The sequence below is a fragment of the Salinibaculum salinum genome, assembly GCF_037645885.1.
GTDB classification, from domain to species: domain Archaea; phylum Halobacteriota; class Halobacteria; order Halobacteriales; family Haloarculaceae; genus Salinibaculum; species Salinibaculum salinum.
In genome coordinates, this window is the sequence record NZ_JBBENW010000019.1 from 32,629 (window position 1) to 52,022 (window position 19,394).

The following is a 19,394-nucleotide window of genomic DNA, read 5'->3' on the forward strand; positions in this document are numbered from 1 at the left end:
AAATCGGAATTCGGGAGTGTATATTCCGCCAGAATACGCACCGCTATTGAATCTCGCTACAGTTCCTCCTTTTAGATGTGTAATGTAAAACAGGTATCTATGAGATATTCAGGCGACAGACTGAACACGTGCTTTTGCTATTTTAATGGTACAGGACAATCCTGAGGCTGTAAAACATAAATTATCCATATCTTATATATGGGTATATATGATATATTGATGGAAGAGGTCACCGATGATCTGCACTTTCGTCTGATCATATTTCGGGTATTTGTTGCGTCGGTAGTCGGACGCTCCCCCTTACGCAGCGTAGATAACGATTTATCGTGCTAACAGTGAGTGTAATACATGTGAAGATCTATTAATAAATGACGAGTAAAAGGGTAAAGTTATTATATCCATACTCAATATTATTAACTACGCATGGCACCAACGCGACGGCAGTTACTCTCTTCGGCAGTCGGAATCGCTGGATTCGGAACGCTCGCAGGTTGTCTCGGGGGTAATGGCAGTGGAGCGAGTGATGCAACAGCACAGGCGACATTTTTTGTGTTTGGTGATGTAGCAGCAAATGTAGCTGACGGGGCGGTCGAAACCGACCTACTCGTCCCCGTCGGACAGCACGGCCACGGCTGGGAACCCGGACCAAGAGTTCGTGAAGACATCTACGATGCGGGAGTGCTCTTTCACGGCATGGACGGATTTCAGCCGTGGGTCGATGACATCAAAGGTGACCTCGAAGATGACGGTGCCGATGTCGTGACCGTTGACGTAAGTGACGGCGTCGGCTTGTTGGAAGCTGGGGCGGATCACGACCATACCGAAGATGACCACGACAACGATACCCACACTGAAGAACACGACGACGAAAATGGCCACGACGACGACATCCACACCGAAGAACACGACGACGAAAATGGCCACGACGATCACGGGCACAGAGACGAAGAATCTGCAGACCCGCACTTCTGGATGGACCCATTGCGTGTGAAAGAGGCTATTTCGAACGTCCGTCGGGGACTAGCTGCTGTCGATGGGGGTAACACTGAGACGTACGTGGCAAACGCGGACGACTACGCAGCGAAACTCGACGACCTCCACGAACGCATGCAGGCAGTTCGAGAATCTGCCTCCAAGGAGGTCCTGCTCATCGCAGGGCACGATTCGTTTCAGTACTTTGGGGACCGATACGACATCGAGATCAAGGCACTGACCGACGTGTCTCCGGACGACAACCCGACGACCCGGGATATCGAACGCGCACAGGACATCATCCGGGACCACGACCTGCAATACATCTGTGCTGACCCGCTCGAATCACAGGAAGCAGCCGAGCAACTGGTCGCAGAGACCGACGCAGAGGCGGTCCTGCCCTTGACCGCTATGCCCGGATTGAAAGAGGAGTGGGAGGAAAACGACTGGGGATACGTCGACGTCATGGAAAAGGTAAACCTCCCCACCCTCGAAGATGCACTGAACGCACAATGACCGCTATCGAGGCCAGCGATGTGTCGTTTGCCTACGCCGACCAGCCGGTCATCGAAGACGTTTCTCTCGAGATCGACGAGGGCGAGTTTCTGGGGCTCGTAGGACCGAACGGTTCCGGAAAAACCACACTTCTCGAACTGATGGTTGGCCTGCGGCAACCAGATAGCGGCACCATCACACTGTTCGGTGAGCCAGCACATTCGTTCAGCGACGGCGAGCGCGTCGGATACGTCCCACAGGACGTGACCAGCGCCAAAGGGGAGATGCCGATCACCGTTTCGGAAGTTGTTCGGATGGGGCGATACCCCCGTCGCCTGTTCCGTCGGTTTCGGTCCGAGGATCGGGTGTCCGTTGAGGCTGCACTCGACCGCGTCGGAATCTCGGCTCTCGCGGACCGCCGAGTCGGCCGGTTATCTGGCGGACAGCGTCAGCGTGTGTTCATCGCACGTGCGCTCGCTGCGGAGGCGGACCTGCTCGCACTCGATGAGCCAACTGTGGGCGTCGACGCCGAATCCAGGGAACAGTTCTACGACTTGCTACACGAGTTGAACGACGGCGGTATCACTATCATCCTCATCGAACACGACATCGGTATCGTGACGACTCACGCCTCGGAAATCGCCTGTCTCAACAGGGAGTTGTTCTTCCACGGTGACCCCGAGACGTTCGTCGAAACCAACGCACTCGCTGACGCGTACGGCGGCGGGCAACACGTCATCCAGCACAATCACTGATGCACGCACTGTCATATTCAGAAACCACTGGAACACCGCTGTCCGCTCTCGGTGAGGGTGTTGACTGGCTGCTCGCGGTGTTACTCGATGTGCTCTGGGGAACGGTTCTCGACGTACTGGCAACTCTGTCAGGAGTCAGAATGCTCGGCTTTCCGTTCATGCAACGAGCGTACCTCGCGGCAATCTGTATCGGGGTTATCGGCCCGCTCGTAGGGAGTTTCCTCGTCCACCGGGAGATGGCGATGATCGGCGACACGCTCGCTCACTCCGCGTTCGCAGGCGTCGCTGCCGGTCTGTTCGTGAACGCGCTGTTTTCGCTCTCGGTTCCGCCGCTGTTGACAGCGTTGCTGGTTGCTGCAATCGCTGCGCTACTGGTACAGATGCTCGTCGACTACGCCGGGGCCTACAGAGATACGTCCCTGGCTATCGTCCTGACTGGTTCCTTTGCTGTCGGGAGTGTGCTTGTGACTGCGACCGATGGTGGGATTGCGGTCGGTATCAACGCTTATCTCTTCGGGTCACTCGCAACGGTTTCCAGACTCAGTGCAGGGATCCTCGTTGCGATGAGTATCGTCGTCGGTTTCGTCGTCACCGTTGCCTACCGCCCGCTCGTTTACGTGACGTTCGACGAGGTCGGCGCTCGTGCTGCTGGACTCAGCGTCAAGCGGTACAACCAGCTGATAGCAGTCCTCACTGCGGTCGTCGTCGTGGGTGCGATGCAGATAATGGGCGTCATCCTCGTCGCCGCGATGCTCGTCATTCCGGTCGCTGCAACCACCTGGGTCGGAGGGTTCAAACGCTCTATCGCGGCCGCCGTCGTTGCTGGTCAACTGGCGACCGTCGCCGGCGTGACACTGTCGTACGTCTACGATGTGGCGGCAGGGGGGACTATCGTACTCGTCGCTATCGCGATCTACGTTGTGCTTCAGGTCGGACTGCGTTTCAGACACCGATTCGTGACACAGCGATTCGGCCAGGCGACAACTTCCGAAGAGACACAGACACGTGCGACACCGGATGGGGGACAGGACGAAAACTGAGTCGTCATTATTTTGTTTCCTCTCGACCCCGAGTTGTTCACACCGAAATTAAACTGTCTACTCTCGTAGTCGCTCTTGGACATCAGGTGCTCTCAGAATTTTTCAAGACCTGCTACGACTCAACGTTGATGACCGATCACAACGGACCCACGTGCACTGTCCGAACAGTTTCGAACCGGTATCTTCGTAACATGCCTGATTCAGACGTCCAGCTCCCTGAGGACGGCTGACCAACTGTTTGCTTTACCACGCGCTGTTCCCGGGAGGAGTGACCTCTCCAGTTCGGTGAGGAACAGAATCCGGCGGACATTCGCTATAGCGCTATAGAGTTTATACGCTCGTGCCACCCAGGCCAATCGGCAGAAATGAACCATTACCCATATATTTTTATATTGTTATTTCAGAGTATCGAATATATATTCGCAACGTAGACATCGCGTACTCGGCTTCCCCAGTCGTGGGTATACGTGTCGATAACGTCGTTGGCCACGTCACCGCGAAGATACTTTACAATGCCCCGGTCGCCAGTTCGGTCCCGGAGATGGGTTGTGAAGAAGTGACGGAAGTAGTGGGGGGTGACATTCTCTTCTGGGCCGCCACCAACGCGATACCAGCCCGTTTCACGGGCGTGCGATTCCACCAGGTGGTGGACCATATCCGGTGTGAGGCGACTTCCCCACCGGTCCGATGTTGAGAGGAAGAGTGGGTCTGCCGTTGACAGCGGATCAGGTCGGATCGCTAGCCAGCGACACAGGAGATATGCGAGTTCCTCGTCGACTGGAATCGTCGTCGGCCGTTTCCGTTTATTCGATGCAGTGCGTTCTTCACCGTTGTACTGTTGCCCTTGAGACGGCTCCGAATCCACGTAAACGGCGTCTCCACGTCCATCGAGCCCTGCACGATGGTCCAACTCGACAGGTACGTTCGAAAGTTTGAGGTCTCGCAGATCGAGATTACAGAGTTCACCAGCGCGCATTCCAGTCTTGAGGAGCGTCCCAACGACAGCAGAGTCCAAGGGATGCGAGATTGTCGCGAAGAAATCTTGCATCTCGACAACCGAGATATCCCGTCTTGCAGGGTCTGTATTTATTGATTCATCGATTTCCTCGAGCACAAGCGACATCGGATTCTCACTGAATCGGCCCACCTGGACCATATAATCGTAAAACCGGTGCAGGTAGGAGGCATACGTCGCGACAGTACTACTGGCGACCACTCCCCGAAGTCGATGTACGTAGGCCATACAGTCTCGATGATTTGCGTCATCGAACGTGAGATCCCTCGATTCGAGATACGTCTGGAAATCTGAAAGGACACGCTCGTAGGCCTCGCGTGTTTGCGGCTTTTTACCTTGGTAGGTAATATCTTCGAGAAAGTATTCGATCGCATCCTGGCTGTGGGACTGAGCGTCGGTGTCGCTGCTCATGCGTCGAGTGTGTAACCGCCGTGGCGCCCACTATATCGGACCCGGTCGTTTGCCTGGAGATTCTGAAGCGTGTCTTCGAGTTGTGATTCGATATCGTCTGTGACAACTTCGAGTAGCTCGTCCCAGGAGCGATAATCTTCGGCGGAGAGCGCATCGAGCACTGTTTCTTCGAGGGCCTCACTCGACTGTGCCGTCTCTGACTGCTCAGTCACTTGCTCATTAGGGGTGGCGGGCGTGACACTCTCCGTTGTGGGGGCAGGACGACCGTCGAATCCTCGCCGGCCTGCCTGTACCATCGTTTTGACGAACTCGCTCCGACTCATATCCAGATCGTCTGCGTGTGCGTCCCATTCGTCCCGCTGGTACTCAGGGAGGTACGCCTGGACGACTACTTTCGACGTATCGTCAGAATCAGTTGCCATTATCGGAGGAGTCGAACCCCACCCACATCAATCTAACTCTGTATTCACAGCTAAAGACCCTTATTTGTGAGCATAAACTCTAAATCCGCCACGAGAAATTTGTATTCTGACAATATACGCTATTACTTTCACGCCTAAACAAGTTACATGTGTACACGATTCCCAGAGCAGGGCCAGTGTCGACTCCCCGAGAACAGAATAGCTAGTCCAAGATGAAGGTGACACCACCACCTCAACCCCTGGAGTTGTGGTCGTGAGATGGGTTTCAAAGGCCCTTTTATAAGTGGGTACTTATCACTGCTGGTAAACGCCGTATAGTTGGATTCTGGGCGTGGTTGTACGGAGTCCACGATCGTTGAGGTTTGTCAGCAGTTCCCAATTGCGAGTTCGAGGTGCACTTTACAGAGCAGCTTTTTCATGTAGCAAATCGATATGATTCGGTGACACACAATAGTGACTGACAGTGGACATAGTTCATAGAGGATAGGAGAAACATTCACGAGCAATTACTAAATCTTCGACATACGATAAGCAGCAAACAATTGTGCAGTGAATTCTATACACACGTAGGCAAAAATATTATTTTTGTCGGCTGCAACCCGGGCCAGTTGCTGTACGCTGTACTGTGATTCTATCAGCATTTCGTCCACGAAGCTTTACCGAGGTTCCGTAGTTGGCACCAACAGATAGCGTCTGTTCTAGTTCTACGTCCTTTTGGGAAGGGCGTTTGAGCGGTGGCTTGGCCGTTCACGACTGTTCGCTGAATTGCTGTCGACACCGTTGGTATGCACCGATTTCACCCGCACGACAAGCAGGACTTGTCATCCCGATTATAGATTTTAAATACTCTTTGAGATGTGGTTGCCGGTACTTGAACTCGCTTTGCGATTCTCGCTTTGGATGGTCAAGTAACACTCGATTGTCCCGGTAAAATTCTTGCAATCACAGAACTCTACCCTCTGCCCAGTGGCGTTCCCTCGACCGAGGGGGTTGTCTGCTCTTTGAACAGGGGCCGTCCACAGTGCTCGCAGAGACAGACTGCCACCACACACAGGTAAACTCAGCGGTGCCCTCTTTTTTCGTACACTCTATCAGACCGAACAGATCTCGAGAATTCTTCGATCGCGTCTTTCTTCCAGAGCGATCGTCCAGTTATTCGAGATCTCAATAACGATCCCAGATTGTCCTCGCATGGTCTGCCCCACAGCTGGTTGGTTTCCCCCACCACCGGCTTGCTGAACTGCACTATGAATTCTGGTGTACTGGTCTACTCACCCTTGATTACTCAACTTCAAATCCTTACCAGACGTGACTGCCATTTTAACTTAGAATGTTACTGTCATACCCAAGCATTGTATATCTGGCGCAAGTAGTGGATTCTACTTTTTATAAATCATATACCGCTATACTCAATATACCACGGTGGCGCTCACGTTTTCGGGATCTCAATTTCTACCAACCACTAGTTCGCTAATACGTTTTTTGGGCAGCAGTACCGTGTGACGAGACAGCTATGAATTCGAGAAGGGTCCCAAACGGTCGATTTAACGACTAATGTGACGATTTGAAACCGCTTGCTACCCCGCTCAGAACTACGATGAGTTCTAAACGGATGTCGTCAGTCGATGACGACGCCCCCGCGCTCGCGGGGGCGATCGTCTATCACGCTGGAGAAGTCTGTGAATCAGCGGATCACCTCTGGCGTGTCCTTGGTGAAGTATCAATTCCAGCCGACGGACTCACCGACGACCGCCAGCAGCACAAGGTCGCAAACGGCACTGAACCGATGGCTCGGGTGTATCTCTATCAGAAGATCTACGACCTCGCCCAGAGCGAGGTCGCAGATCGCCTCGAAAACCGACCATCACTCCTGAAGACACTTGATTTAGAGAAGGCACCGTCCCAGCAATCACTCTCGTACGCGTGGCAGCAGTTCAGCCAACAAACCAAACAGACGCTTACCGCCGCAGCTACGGGTATCGCACACGAAGCCGTTGACCGCAGCGTCTTATCAGAAGCACGGGTTCCGATAATCCCAGATGAAGACGATATCGAAGAAGAGGGTGATGAACCGACCGTAACACGTGAGCACGTTCGGAAGCAGGGGAACAAGATCGTCGAGCTCGCCCGAAGGCACGCCTTCGGCGAGTTCGACTCTGAGAGGGCTGAAAACAGAGTCTACGAGGACGAACAGATCCTCGATCTGTTCGCCTCGGCATGCCTCACTCAAGGAAGCGCCCATTCTGAAGGCGAAGCTGGCTGGTTTCTCGACGAGAACGACGCCTGTGACGACTCTACGTTCCTCCGAGTGATCAAGCAGTTCGCAATGCCGGCTGATCAGGAAGTCTCTGTTCCGCTCCAAAACCAACAGATCGAGGATATCGTGGCATTCACCGAGGTATTTCGCGAGTATCTCATGGACGCCTTCGATACAGCGACGGAGAATATCCTCCAGACAATCCGGTACGAAGATCCATTCGACGACCGCCACGTCGTGGCGGCCGTCGATTTCACGCACGTTCCCTACCACGTCTGGCCGTGGGTCGACAAGGACGAGGAGATTCCAAAGTCGACGTACCCGCCGATGGTGAGCGGGTACGTCGACGACGGTGAGTTGAAACACGGCTACACGTTCGCGACGATCACGATCGTCGGGAACGACGTGCCGATCATCTTGGGGATTGAGGGCGTCAAGGAACACTCAGACTGGGAACCAGCTGAAACGCCCGCTGACTCGAAAGCAGACGTCGTTGGGCGTCTGCTTTCGAGAGCCCAGCGGTACGTCGATCTGGACGAGATTCTGTTGGATCGTGGCTTCTACACGAGGAACGTTCGTGCAGAGATCAACAGTCGTGAACTGTTGTACACGATGCCAGTGCCGAAATACGAGTCAGATTACGAGGCGATCAAGCACATCAAAACCAAAGACGGGGTAGACGCCGCTGTCAACCACGACGTCCCCGTCGGGATGGACGGGGACGTCGATCATACTGCAGAATATCTGTACGTTCCAGCCACCAGTGACGACGCTGAAGGCAAGTATGCCGTGTTCGTGACCAACCGCGATCACGTCGCTCCCGACGAGATCGCTCACGTGACCAACAGTTACGGTCGTCGCTGGGACATCGAAAACCAGTACAAGTCGGTGAAAGCGTACCTCCCGAAGACCTCCTCGACAGACTACCGAGTGCGGTTGTTCAACTTCACGTTCGCAGCGCTACTGTACAACCTGTGGCGGCTCACCGACTTTCTGGTGAAAGTCGGCATAGAGCGGGATATCAGGTCGCCACCGGTCGTGACCGCCAGGACATTCGTCCGGGCGGTCGGCCACTCTCTCCGGAAAGTCGGATGAGAAGATGCTGCCGTACCCTGTCGCTCGCCTGCGGCAAGCCGCAGGACTCGCAATCGAAGCTCGATATCGGTGGCTGTTCGTCACTCGAACCGTTCTGTTCAGCCAGCTAAGAATCGACACAGAGAACACCCCCATCAATCTCTCAGATTCTATATGATTCGACTGTTACTCGTTTGTAGCGCTTCTATATCCCGAAAACGTGAGAAAGTCACAAGGTTGGGATCTATATTTCTACGAACCGCCATCTATCGCACACGTAGGCCGGAATCTCAGTGAGTGGTCGTTATAACTATTCACGAGGGTCAATATCAGCCTATCAAACCGGCCGACAAGTTTCTAAAACCTCTTAGAATTATAATAGCCACTGAAAGCCATTGTACACACGACCGCACGAGGGCGGTGCGGTCGGTGTGTAAACCGTTTCAGTTGTTACTATAGATTGCTCGAGGAGAATGCTATCTACCACAACAACTACCGTCCTTTCATACAGAAATCTTAGAGTCCTGTAACGTGTACACCTCGATGTTAGACGACTACCGGTACGTATCAGTCTATATAAACACGTATGATACAGTATACGTAAATATAAAATAATCTTCACTTATTTGTATCAACCGCAGTTCGTCTCCGGTATGGATCGACAACCTGCGACGGGATCGGGAACACAGACCGCCCAGCTATCGCGCGGGAACTGAGAGCGATGTCACAGGAAAACGACTTTTCGGAGATCGCAGCGGCGGCGGCGACCACCGGTGCAGAGTTCGCACGGTCCAATTTCGAGACAAAACTCGACCTGGAAAACAAGGGCGAATCCGGCGAACCGATGGGACCGGCCGACGTGGTGACCGAGACCGACCGAGAGACACAGCGACGAGTCGTCGAGGTGTTGACCGAGCGAGATTCGGCAGCAACGATTGTCGGTGAGGAGAACAATGCCGCAAAGACTGTCCCGGAGACGGGGCGTGCATGGGTGATCGATCCGATCGACGGGACGTTCAATTTCGTCCGAGGCCTCCATTATTGGACCACCAGTGTGGCGGCGACAATCGACGGCGAGCCGGTTGCCGCCTGCAGTGTCCTGCCGGCGCTCAACCGTACGTACTCTGCGAACAACACTGCTGCCTTCCTCGATGGCGACCCTATCTCGGTCAGCGACCGGACGGTGGGACAGTCGACGACGGTTGCCCCTATCATTCCACCAACGTACGGGGACCGGTCAGTGTACGGTGACGGCGTCGGCGACATGTTCAGACGGTTCGGAACGACCGTCCGTCTCTGCAGCGCACAGGCGACGCTCGCGCTGATCGCCCGCGGCGCGCTCGATGGCGCGGTGACGCCACAGCGGCCGAACCCGTGGGACAGCCTTGCCGGGGTACAGCTCATCCGACAGGCTGGCGGCATGGTCACCGATCTCGATGGCGAACGCTGGACCGTAGACAGCGATAGTATGGTAGCCTCAAACGGCCAGATTCACGAGGAGCTTCTCGACGCCGCGAAGGGACTTCGGTAACGTGACCGTCCCTGTCACGACACCTGGGACAACGACCCTGTCGGCGGACACCGTATGGAGTGCCGCGTGACAAACGGGTTCCTGCTGTCGGTGGCCGCAGTACTTGTCCTCGGGAGCTATCTCGTCGGTGTCAAGCAGTACTTCAGCCACTATCCGCCAGCGCTGTTCATATCGCTGATTTACGGTATCGCCGTCGCGTGGTACCTCCCTGCCGCGGCGCAGCGGTGCTTCTCGGGACAGCTAGCTTCACCGCTCTTGCGCTGTTTGCGTTTTACCGGGCGCTATCCATCGGCGATGTCTCTTTTGTCGCCCCGATCAGCAAGATTGTCCCCGTCTTCGTCCTCCCGCTGGAAGTTCTGCTGCTCGGCCAGCGGCTCTCGGCACTGCAGGTGGCTGGCATCGTCGTCGCCACGGCAGCCGTTTACGTCGCCAACTATCGGCGGGGCTCCCTGCTTGCTCCATTGCGACAGTTGGTCCGAAGCAAGGCAGCGCTGTTGGCGCTTGCCAGTGCGGCTGCCTTCGGCGTCGTCGATGTCGGGAAACGCGTCAGCATGCAAGAGCTCGGTATCTCCCCAGAGGTGTTCGTCCTCACAATGCTCGTCCTCGTTGCCGCACTGCTCTCACCCTCGGCGCTCACTCACCGCGACGCAGTCGACTGGTGGGTCGACCGTCGACTACTCGCACTCGCTGGACTCGTCCTCGTAATCGGCCAGCACCTCGTCGCTGTGGCCTTTGAGACGCTGCCGGCGAGCGTCGTCTCCCCGGTGGTTAACACACAGGCCGTTGTCGCTGTCTTTCTCGGCAGTCTCCTCCTCGGTGAGTCACAACTCCGCCTCCGCATGACTGCCGCGGGGCTGGCGGTGTTCGGAGTTGTCCTTATTTCGCTTGGATAGCGGTCCAGTTGGGACGGAATCGGAAGTATCCATTCCCTGGCCACCACAAGATATATATTAGATTCTACTTATATTAGCAATTATTAATATGGGTCGAGATGCCGCCGACACTGCCTCACAGGCCAAGAGATCCGATAAAACGCGAGATGGACCCGATGAGTGACCTCTGTGAGTTCAGAGAAGCGATTCCAGCTGCGAACGACATCACGTATCTGAACACCGGATCGAGTAGCCCGAGCAGCGTCGACGTCGTTGAGTCGATGCAGGACTTCCTCGAGTACCACGGCTACGAATCGCCCACCAGAAAACCGGGCATGTATCCGCAAGTCTACAACGCTTTCGACAAGACACGGCAAGATGTGGCCGAGTTTCTGAACGCCCGGTCCGGGGAAATTGCCCTCACGCAAAGCACGGGTGACGGCATGAGCCGAGTCGCGAACGCTATCTCGTGGAATCCCGGTGACACGGTTGTCAGAACCGATCTTGAACATCCCGCGAGCATCGTTCCGTGGGCTGCGAACGGAGTGAACACGCGTGTCATTGAGACAATAGACGGCCACGTTGATCTGGACGACGTGAAGGATGCCGTCACGGACGCACGACTGATCTGTGTGAGTTCCATCTCGCGAAACTACGGGACCAGACTCCCAGTTACGAAAATCACCGAGATCGCCCACGATGCGGGGGCAGAGGTTCTCGTCGACGCCGTCCAGTCGGTCGGCCAGACACCCATCGACGTGACCGACTGGGGAGCGGAGTACGTCGCTGCGGCAAGTCATAAGTGGCTTGTCGGTCCCTGGGGTGCCGGATTCCTGTACGTCTCCAAAGATGTCATCCCCGAGTTACGTCCCAGGCACGTGAGCTATCGTGGCGTCGATAGGGACTCGCCGACGCTCGATCCACATCCTGACGCCCGCCGTTTCGAAGTTGGCACGACATCGGCAGCACCGTACGTGGGGCTCCAAACGGCACTCGAGAGAGTTTCGTCGGTGGGCGTGGACGCCATCGAAACTCGGATAGAGTCACTGACCACCCTTCTCAAAGACGAACTGCCAGCGTCACTACTCTTGTCGCCGCGACCGTTCGAGTCCGGTCTGATCGCGATCGATGACGACGCCCCAGAACAAACTGTCGAACAATTAGCTGCACACGACGTTCAGGTACGGTCGATAGCTGAACCGAATGCGATCCGCCTCTCGATTCACGCGTTCAATACTGAGTCTGATATCCGCCGGTTTCTCTCGGTCTATGACGACATCCGCCGAGGGCGTTAGTCACCGGAAACTTTATATTAGATTCTACTTATATTAGTACTTGCTAATATGAGTCAAGATGACCCCGATACCGCCTCACAGATCGAACAGTCTGCTGCAACGAGAGAGAGTTCGTGTTGTACAGGTGTACCCGAAGTCGAGGAAGACGATCTGGTCGCAGATGTGCAGTTGCTCTCGGCATTGGGCAACGACACGCGGTACGAACTGGTGTGTCGTATCGGTGCTGCCGAGAGCGATGTCTGCGTCTGTGATCTCGAATCTGCAGTCGGGATCAGCCAGAGCGCGGTTAGTCAGGCGCTTTCGCGCCTATACTCGGCAGGACTGGTAACCCGTCGGAAGGAGGGGTCCTGGCGGTACTACGGGCTGACCGATGACGCCGAACAGTTGCTGGACACGCTTGACGCTCTCAGAACGAACGATGAGTGAAACACCGACTTCCGAGGATCCCTCACCCGACGGCGACGCCGACGCTCAGCGCCGTCTGGTCCGGGACCGGTATGCCGATATCGCAACCGACGACGGCGGGAATTCCTGCTGTTCTGACACAGCAGGGAACGATGGCGACTGTTGCGATGATTCGACCGGGACAGACAGCGAGCAACTCGGGTACTCCACTGAGGACATCGAGGCTGTCGCTAACGGTGCAGACCTCGGCCTCGGGTGCGGAAATCCCAAGGCCATCGCCGACCTCGAACCCGGCGAGACGGTTCTCGATCTGGGTTCGGGGGCCGGGTTCGACTGCTTCCTCGCCGCTCGTGAAGTCGGTGAGGAGGGCCGGGTCATCGGCGTCGACATGACGCCCGAGATGATCGAAAAGGCCCGCGAAAACGTCGCGAAAAATGACGCGACGAACGTCGAGTTCCGACTCGGGGAGATCGAACACCTGCCTGTAGCCGACGCCTGTGTCGATGTCGTCATCTCGAACTGTGTCATCAACCTCTCGCCGGCGAAAGGCCAGGTCTTCGCTGAAGCGTTTCGGGTGCTCGCCCCCGGTGGGCGACTCGCCGTCTCGGACGTGGTACTGACCGCACCGCTCCCTGACACCGTCCGAGACGACCCGGATTCGCTGGCGGCCTGCGTCGCCGGCGCGTCACCCGTCGCGGAAATCGAGCAACTGCTCGACGACGCCGGGTTCGTCGACGTGCGAGTCGAACCGAAAGACGACAGTGCCGAGTTCATCAGCGAGTGGGACGACCGCCGCGACATGAGCGAGTACGTCGTCAGCGCAACCATCGAGGCGCAGAAACCGAAGATGGAGCGGGACTGATCGTCACGACAGATGGCGGCGCGCGAAGACCGGTCGAGCGACGGGTGGATCAGACGGCCCAACGTACGGATGCTGGTGGTCGCCAGCGCAACTCTGCTGTTATCGGGGTTGCTCTGGTTCAACTACTCGGCGGTGCTGCCGACTGTCGTCGAGGACTGGGGACTGAGCGGGTTTCAGGCCGGCGTCGTCTACGGGGCCTTCCAGGCTGGATACCTTCTCGGTGTGATTCCGTTCGGGATACTCGCTGACCGATATGCCCCCCGGTCAGTGATTGCGGTCGGCGCGACGGTTGCGGCGGTTCCCAGCCTCGCTTTCGGCGTAGTCGCCGACGGAGTTCTTGTCGGGACTATCCTCCGTTTTCTCAGCGGCATCGGCATGGCGGCCGTCTACACCCCAGGCATGCGATTTATCAGCGAGTGGTTCGAGGCGGCCAACCGCGGGACGGCGATGGGCGTTTACGTCGGCACTTTCTCGGTGAGCAGCGGACTCTCCTTCGTGCTGACGTCCTCGATAGCCGCGAGTGCTGACTGGCAAACCGGCATCGTCGTCACGAGCCTGCTTGCGCTCTGTGCTGGTCCGCTGATGTACGCACTGGGCCGCGATAATCCTGACCGGGAGTCGGACGGTGGTGGGCTCGATCTCTCCTTGCTGCGGAACCGGTCGTTCCTCGCCGGCGTTGGGGTCTACAGCGCGCACAACTGGGAGCTGTTCGGGATTCGAAACTGGCTCCCAGCGTTTCTCGTGTCGACGGCGGCCGTCAGTGCGACGGCGACACCGGTCGCTACCGCCGGACTGTTGGCCGGGCTTGTCACGGCTGTCGGCGGCATTGGGAACCTGGTCGGCGGCTGGCTGAGCGACCGCGTCGGTCGCCTCCAGATTATCGCCGTCGCCCTCGCTGTCAGTGGCGCGGTCACCATCTTGCTCGGTGCTCTCGCCTGGGGTTCGCTGGCGGTACTCGCTGCCGTCGTGCTCGGGTACGGAATCGCCCTTACGATGGACAGCGCTCCGACTTCGACGGCAATCACGCTCGTCGTCGACGATGACCAACTCGGAACGGCACTGTCAGTCCAGTCTTTTCTTGGCACGCTCCCCGGACTCGTCTCCCCAGTTCTATTCGGTGCTGCGCTTGATACGGGCGGTTTCGCGCTTGCAATGCCGACTCTCGGCATCGGGGCTCTGCTCGGCGTTGGCGGGGTCTATCTCCTCTGGACGACCGTTAAACCAGGCTTCGGAACGGCAACGCAAGTAGATACCGCAGACTAGCCGCCCGATCGCTCCAGCAATTCGACCAACTCTGTCAGCTTCGGTCTGTTGCTGCACCGGTACCACCTCGCAGAAGAATATAAAAAATATTTCAGTCGAAACACTCGCACTCACGTGCAACCTGTTGGACTGCGATACGAGCGACGTTCGCTCCGTACTCGCCGGTCCGGCGGATGCTGTCGAGTATGAGACCGACGGCGTAGGCCTCGGCGGGGTCGTCGTGGGAGTACAGTTCCCGGTCGAGCGCTCTGAGATCTGTGGTCAACTCGTCGCGTTTGGCAAGCGCCGATTGCGCCCCCTCGATCCCGGTGTCGGTGAGAATTACGTCCGCTGCGGTGTCGACGATCTGTCTGGATGCCGTCGCCAAGGTTTCGATCTGCTCCTCGAAATCCGCTGGAACGGTGACCTCAGGATCGAGGGTGAATCGGGCTATCTTCTCTGCGTGGTCGGCGATGCGCTCGAACTGCCGGCTGACGTAGTAGTACTCGAACAGTTCGTCGCGCGTGTATTCCAGTTTCTCGACTTCTTGGAGGTTCGAAAGCGCGCGCCGGAAGTGCCGAGTCACCATCTCCAGTAGCTTGTCGGCTTCGTTATCGCGGTCGATGACCCGCCGAGCCAGCGTCTCGTCGTCGGTCAGGACCGCAGTTACAGCATCACGGTGCATCCCGAGCATCACGAGGCGTAGCCTGAGGGCGGACTTACGAATATCGACGTTCTCGGCGTCGATGAGGTTTTGCAACCGAATCCTGGTCTCGTTCGCTTCGAGTAACTCGAATCCCGAGAGGGTAGCGACCGTGTCTTCGACGACCTTGCGGTGGTCCGCAGAGTGGCCGGCCTTGTCGACCAGTGTCACCGTATCGTAGCCGACGGCGTGGAGGGCGTGAATCCGCTGTCTGATTGCGTTCTCAGAGTCGGTCGAGACGTCTACGGTCGTTGACAGTGTCTCGGTCGACCGGTCACCCTCCGGCTCGACCAGTAACGACCCGTCGCCGTTCGGATATAGCGAGAGCGACGAGCCAGCGTCGATACCCTGTTCCTCCGCCCACGACTTCGGAAGCGACACTGTGTATGTCGTTCCTCCCGAGAGCTGCACTTTTCGGGTCTCCATACAGAACTGCCGTGGGAGGACACATATTATGGTATATATGAAAGGTCCGGTTCAATATCGAGCAATACGTATCTTTACAGTACCACTCGGGCGGTTACCGTTGACTGTAAGCGCCACTCAAAACGGTATATATCCGTCTGGACAATCTGTGGACCAGTCCTAATACAGGGAGTCGAGACTGTCAGATATGTTCCACCGAACGTGGCAACGCCCGCTCGGTACGGGTGGCCGTGACGCGACGCTCGCCCAGGTGATCGAGGCGATCGAACGGACAACACCGGAGACGAAGGCGGAACTGGCGGGAGCCGTTGGAATCTCCGAACAGTATCTCTCCGAGTTGCTACAGGAACTCAAGGCCGAGGATGTTGTCCGCAAAGGGTACATCGTTGACGACGGCGAACTGTATGCCAGTTCGGGTGAAATATCGAAGCTCCACAGCAACAGGTCCGACGCTGTCGACGGCTTGGCCAACGGAACGACCGGTAATCGTGGGACCGAAGTGATGGCGTTGCTCGAACCGCTGGAATCAGTGACAACGCGCCAGTACGACGCCGCCAGGGCAGCGTTTTTTGGTGAGAATGTCGAACGCTCGGCCCAGACGTTGGAATCGCTGACGAACGAGCGCTACTCGGCGGTGCTCGCGGAACTGAAATCCTACACACTGACAACAGACTGGCCGGGAAACCGCGTCGCTGCGGACCTCTCGACCATTGCGACGAACCTCGAAATCGTCGGGGATCGGGCCTGTTTCATCGCCGACGTTGTCGACGAGGAGGGGACCGACGCGAACGGGATCGTCGGCGAGCGAATGGCCGACATCTTCACGTCCGGCGCACAGATCAACGAGTATTTCTCGCGGATCTTCTTCGACTGCGAACTCGACGTTCATAAGCAACTTCGCGAGCAAGAGGAGAGCGTCCACCGGAATCTAGACGAACTGTTCGAGCTCGTAACGGCCTACGACCCAGAGATGTACGGCTACCTGGTGACGATTACCCGAGCGCTCGAACGGACGATCTACTACTGGGTCGACGCCGCCGAACTGGCGGTGCAACTCCACTCCGGTCTCCGGCCGGATCACACCGAAATATAACGGAATCGCCCTCAGACAGACTGGTTGATTTTTTCTGGAGCGTACCGGTCGAGGAAGGTCTCCAGGTCACGGAACGCGTCGAGTCGGTCAGCCAGCGTTGCGTGATCCCAGTGCCACCACTCGGTGGCCTCGATGCGAGCGGCGACCGCTTCGGGGAACCGCCGCCGGATCGGTTCGGCTGGAACTCCAGCGACGACAGTGTACGGATCGACGTCCTCGGCGACGACGGCACCGGCACCGACGACCGCACCGTTGCCGATGGTGACGCCGGGAAGGACGATCGCCCCGTGGCCGATCCAGACGTCGTGACCGACTTCGACCGGCTGATCGGCCCGCCACTCGAAGATCGACTCGTCGTCATCACCGAGATCGTACGCACCCGCCCGGTAGGTGAAATGGTGGGCAGTCGGGCGATCGATCGGGTGGTTCGTCGGGCCAAGTCTGGCGTCGGCTGCGACGCTGCCGAACTTCCCGATGGTTGTGTAATCGAGCTGTACACGTTCCATCAGGTAGGTGTAATCGCCGATCGTGGATTCGTGGAGCCGCGCGTGTTGGTGAAGTTCTGTCCACGCGCCGAGTTCGCTCTCGGTGATCGAGACAGGGTCGTGCAGCGTGGGGTCCGGACCGAGACCGTGCGTCCGGTCCGGCCCGTACGCTTCGTAGTAGGTCATCGGCCCCGTCGACCCATCGTCGAGGAGAGAATGTTTTTCGGCACGTTAGCCATCGTTTCGAGGATGCCGGTTTTTTCGACGGTATCGTCCTCGCGCAGTGCCGACCGCACTCGCTGGCTGATCAGTTCGACCGAGCCAGCCAGCAGGAAGATCAGAATAATGCAGGCCATCATTTCGGTGTAATTGAACGTCTGGCGCTGGACGTACAGTTCCAGACCGAGCCCGCCGGCACCGATGATGCCCAGCCCGATCGCCGCCCGGACGTTGTGTTCGAGGTCGAAGGCGATCCAGGCGATAAACTGCCGGAACACCTGACTCAGCATGCCGAAGGAGACGATCTGCGACCGGCTCGCCCCGGTCGAGCGGATTCCCTCGATCGGCCCGTCTTCGATCTCTTCGAGTTCGTCGGTAAACAGTCGTCCGAGATACCCCGTAGTGTCGACCATGATCGCCAGCGCACCGGTGAACGGCGTGACACCGGCCAGCGGGATGAGGATGAGAAACCAGACCAGTCCCGGAATCGCACGGATCAGGCTCATCGTCCCGCGGAAGATGAAGTTGAACGGGTACGGGATGACACGCTCGCTCGACATCACGCCGAAAAACAGCGCCAACGGCAGTCCGAGCACCGTTCCGGCGAAGGCGACGGCCATCGTCACGAACATCGCGCCCCAGACGATCTGCCCGCCCTCGATGGAGAGAATCAGATTCTCCTCGATGATGAAACTCGCGTACGCCCCCAGGTCGATGAACGGAATCCCGAAGTACGTCGTCGGCGGGAAGTAGCCAGCGAGCGCTTCACGGAACTGACCGAACTGGCCGACTAGCTCGGCGAGATTGAACTCGATGACCAACAGGCTGGCGTAAAAGAGCAGGTACGTCCCGATGAGCCCGGCAAGTACCCAGACTCGTCGCCGCGTCTTGCGGCGTTTCATATCCTGGAGCTTCTGCTCGGCCGGGGAGTCCCCGATCTCGCCGTAACCGAAATACGTCGCAAGAGAGCCGTCTTTCGAGGGTGGCGTGCTCATACTTCGACCTCCTGGGTCTCTTCGACCGAGGTGCTCTCGATCTCCTCGATGATTTCCTCGGCGCTTTCCTTCTGATCGGCGAGTCCGACCGTTTCGACGCTCCCGTACAGATCGTCGATCAGTTCCGGCGTGAGCTCATCACGGCCGACGTCGAACAACTTCTGACCGTCTCGCAGCCCGATGAACCGGTCGCCGAAGTGGGCGGCGATATTCACTTGATGGAGGCTGACCAGGGCAGTCACGTCGTGTTCCTCGGCGGCCTTGCGGAGATAGCCCATCACCGTCTCGGCGCTCGAAGGGTCCAGACTGGCGACGGGTTCGTCCGCCAGCAACAGCCGTGGATCCTGCACGAGTGCTCTGGCGATGCCGACCCGTTGCTGTTGGCCGCCGGACATCTGTGAGACGCGCTGGTGACTTTCGTCGAGGAGGCCGACTGTCTCGAGCGCCTCTAGCGCGCGCAGTTTGTCTTCCTGGGACTGCCACTGCAGCCAACTCCGGAGCATCGAGACCCGGTTGAGTGACCCCGTCAGGGAGTTGAGATAGGCCGACACACCGTCGACGAGGTTGTGCTGCTGGAAGATCATCCCCACGTCCGTCCGGGAGCCAGTGACCGCTTCGCCGTCGAGGGCAATTGTTCCGCTCGTCGGCTCGGTCAGTCCGTTGACACACCGCAGCAGCGTCGACTTGCCCGCGCCGGATTCACCTAACAGGACGGCGAACTCATCTTCGATCTCGAAGGACACGCTGTCGAGGGCAGTCACGTCTCCGTACTGCTTCGACAGGTCGTCAACAGTAAGTGTACTCATTATGATATCCTCAGAGTAG

At 57.5% G+C, this 19,394-nt stretch carries 17 protein-coding genes; 11 read left to right on the top strand and 6 right to left on the bottom strand.

Annotated elements, in window-relative coordinates; translation table 11 throughout:
- The first annotated feature begins 423 nt into the window (after positions 1-423).
- Genes WDJ60_RS15165 through WDJ60_RS15175 form a run of 3 tightly spaced genes read left to right on the top strand, consistent with a single transcriptional unit; the run spans position 424 to position 3,262 of the window.
- Positions 424-1,488, top strand: coding sequence for a metal ABC transporter substrate-binding protein (locus WDJ60_RS15165; protein ID WP_340101459.1), 1,065 nt, complete (start codon positions 424-426; stop codon positions 1,486-1,488).
- The gene (locus WDJ60_RS15170; RefSeq protein WP_340101460.1) at positions 1,485-2,222 is read left to right on the top strand and encodes a metal ABC transporter ATP-binding protein; all 738 of its coding nucleotides are present in this window, start codon (positions 1,485-1,487) and stop codon (positions 2,220-2,222) included. The genes WDJ60_RS15165 and WDJ60_RS15170 overlap by 4 nt, the downstream gene beginning before the upstream one ends.
- Positions 2,222-3,262: a metal ABC transporter permease gene (locus WDJ60_RS15175; protein ID WP_340101461.1), complete on the top strand. Its 1,041-nt coding sequence runs from the start codon at positions 2,222-2,224 to the stop codon at positions 3,260-3,262. Before WDJ60_RS15170 ends, WDJ60_RS15175 begins: the two co-directional genes overlap by 1 nt.
- 400 nt (positions 3,263-3,662) lie before the next feature.
- On the opposite strand, the gene WDJ60_RS15180 is transcribed toward WDJ60_RS15175, so the two are convergent.
- Positions 3,663-4,688: a tyrosine-type recombinase/integrase gene (locus WDJ60_RS15180; RefSeq protein WP_340101462.1), complete on the bottom strand. Its 1,026-nt coding sequence runs from the start codon at positions 4,686-4,688 to the stop codon at positions 3,663-3,665.
- Positions 4,685-5,110 (bottom strand): DUF5805 domain-containing protein, encoded by a 426-nt coding sequence (locus WDJ60_RS15185; protein ID WP_340101463.1) that lies wholly within the window; start codon positions 5,108-5,110, stop codon positions 4,685-4,687. Before WDJ60_RS15185 ends, WDJ60_RS15180 begins: the two co-directional genes overlap by 4 nt.
- A gap of 1,612 nt (positions 5,111-6,722) precedes the next feature.
- Between WDJ60_RS15185 and WDJ60_RS15190 the strand changes: the two genes are divergently transcribed.
- The 7 genes from WDJ60_RS15190 to WDJ60_RS15220 all read left to right on the top strand — a co-directional run bounded on the left by WDJ60_RS15190 (position 6,723) and on the right by WDJ60_RS15220 (position 14,669).
- Positions 6,723-8,462, top strand: coding sequence for a transposase (locus tag WDJ60_RS15190; RefSeq protein WP_340101464.1), 1,740 nt, complete (start codon positions 6,723-6,725; stop codon positions 8,460-8,462).
- A 700-nt stretch (positions 8,463-9,162) separates the two neighbouring features.
- Entirely contained in the window at positions 9,163-9,972 is an 810-nt protein-coding gene (locus WDJ60_RS15195; RefSeq protein WP_340101465.1) for an inositol monophosphatase family protein, read from the top strand.
- A gap of 197 nt (positions 9,973-10,169) precedes the next feature.
- On the top strand, positions 10,170-10,865 hold the full coding sequence (locus WDJ60_RS15200; protein WP_340101466.1) for an EamA family transporter: 696 nt from the start codon (positions 10,170-10,172) through the stop codon (positions 10,863-10,865).
- A 146-nt stretch (positions 10,866-11,011) separates the two neighbouring features.
- Entirely contained in the window at positions 11,012-12,139 is a 1,128-nt protein-coding gene (locus WDJ60_RS15205) for an aminotransferase class V-fold PLP-dependent enzyme (protein WP_417750464.1), read from the top strand.
- Positions 12,140-12,187: 48 nt separating this feature from the next.
- Positions 12,188-12,565 carry an ArsR/SmtB family transcription factor gene (locus WDJ60_RS15210; protein WP_340101468.1) on the top strand — a complete coding sequence of 126 codons (378 nt, stop codon included), beginning with the start codon at positions 12,188-12,190 and terminating at the stop codon, positions 12,563-12,565.
- A complete protein-coding gene (locus WDJ60_RS15215; protein WP_340101469.1) occupies positions 12,558-13,406 on the top strand; it encodes an arsenite methyltransferase in 849 nt (282 codons plus the stop codon). The genes WDJ60_RS15210 and WDJ60_RS15215 overlap by 8 nt, the downstream gene beginning before the upstream one ends.
- Positions 13,407-13,418: 12 nt before the next feature.
- Positions 13,419-14,669 (top strand): MFS transporter, encoded by a 1,251-nt coding sequence (locus tag WDJ60_RS15220; RefSeq protein ID WP_340101470.1) that lies wholly within the window; start codon positions 13,419-13,421, stop codon positions 14,667-14,669.
- A gap of 91 nt (positions 14,670-14,760) precedes the next feature.
- Here the strand turns inward: WDJ60_RS15220 and WDJ60_RS15225 are convergent, their stop codons facing one another.
- The gene (locus WDJ60_RS15225; RefSeq protein ID WP_340101471.1) at positions 14,761-15,777 is read right to left on the bottom strand and encodes a phosphate uptake regulator PhoU; all 1,017 of its coding nucleotides are present in this window, start codon (positions 15,775-15,777) and stop codon (positions 14,761-14,763) included.
- Between the two features lie 187 nt (positions 15,778-15,964).
- Between WDJ60_RS15225 and WDJ60_RS15230 the strand changes: the two genes are divergently transcribed.
- Entirely contained in the window at positions 15,965-16,870 is a 906-nt protein-coding gene (locus WDJ60_RS15230; RefSeq protein ID WP_340101472.1) for a helix-turn-helix domain-containing protein, read from the top strand.
- Between the two features lie 11 nt (positions 16,871-16,881).
- On the opposite strand, the gene WDJ60_RS15235 is transcribed toward WDJ60_RS15230, so the two are convergent.
- From WDJ60_RS15235 to WDJ60_RS15245, 3 genes are read right to left on the bottom strand one after another with little or no spacing between them, the layout of a single operon-like run.
- Positions 16,882-17,541: a DapH/DapD/GlmU-related protein gene (locus WDJ60_RS15235; RefSeq protein WP_340101473.1), complete on the bottom strand. Its 660-nt coding sequence runs from the start codon at positions 17,539-17,541 to the stop codon at positions 16,882-16,884.
- Positions 17,538-18,569: a phosphonate ABC transporter, permease protein PhnE gene (phnE, locus tag WDJ60_RS15240; RefSeq protein ID WP_340101476.1), complete on the bottom strand. Its 1,032-nt coding sequence runs from the start codon at positions 18,567-18,569 to the stop codon at positions 17,538-17,540. The genes WDJ60_RS15235 and phnE overlap by 4 nt, the downstream gene beginning before the upstream one ends.
- Positions 18,566-19,375 (bottom strand): phosphonate ABC transporter ATP-binding protein, encoded by an 810-nt coding sequence (locus WDJ60_RS15245; RefSeq protein ID WP_340101477.1) that lies wholly within the window; start codon positions 19,373-19,375, stop codon positions 18,566-18,568. Before WDJ60_RS15245 ends, phnE begins: the two co-directional genes overlap by 4 nt.
- Between the last annotated feature and the right edge of the window lie 19 nt (positions 19,376-19,394).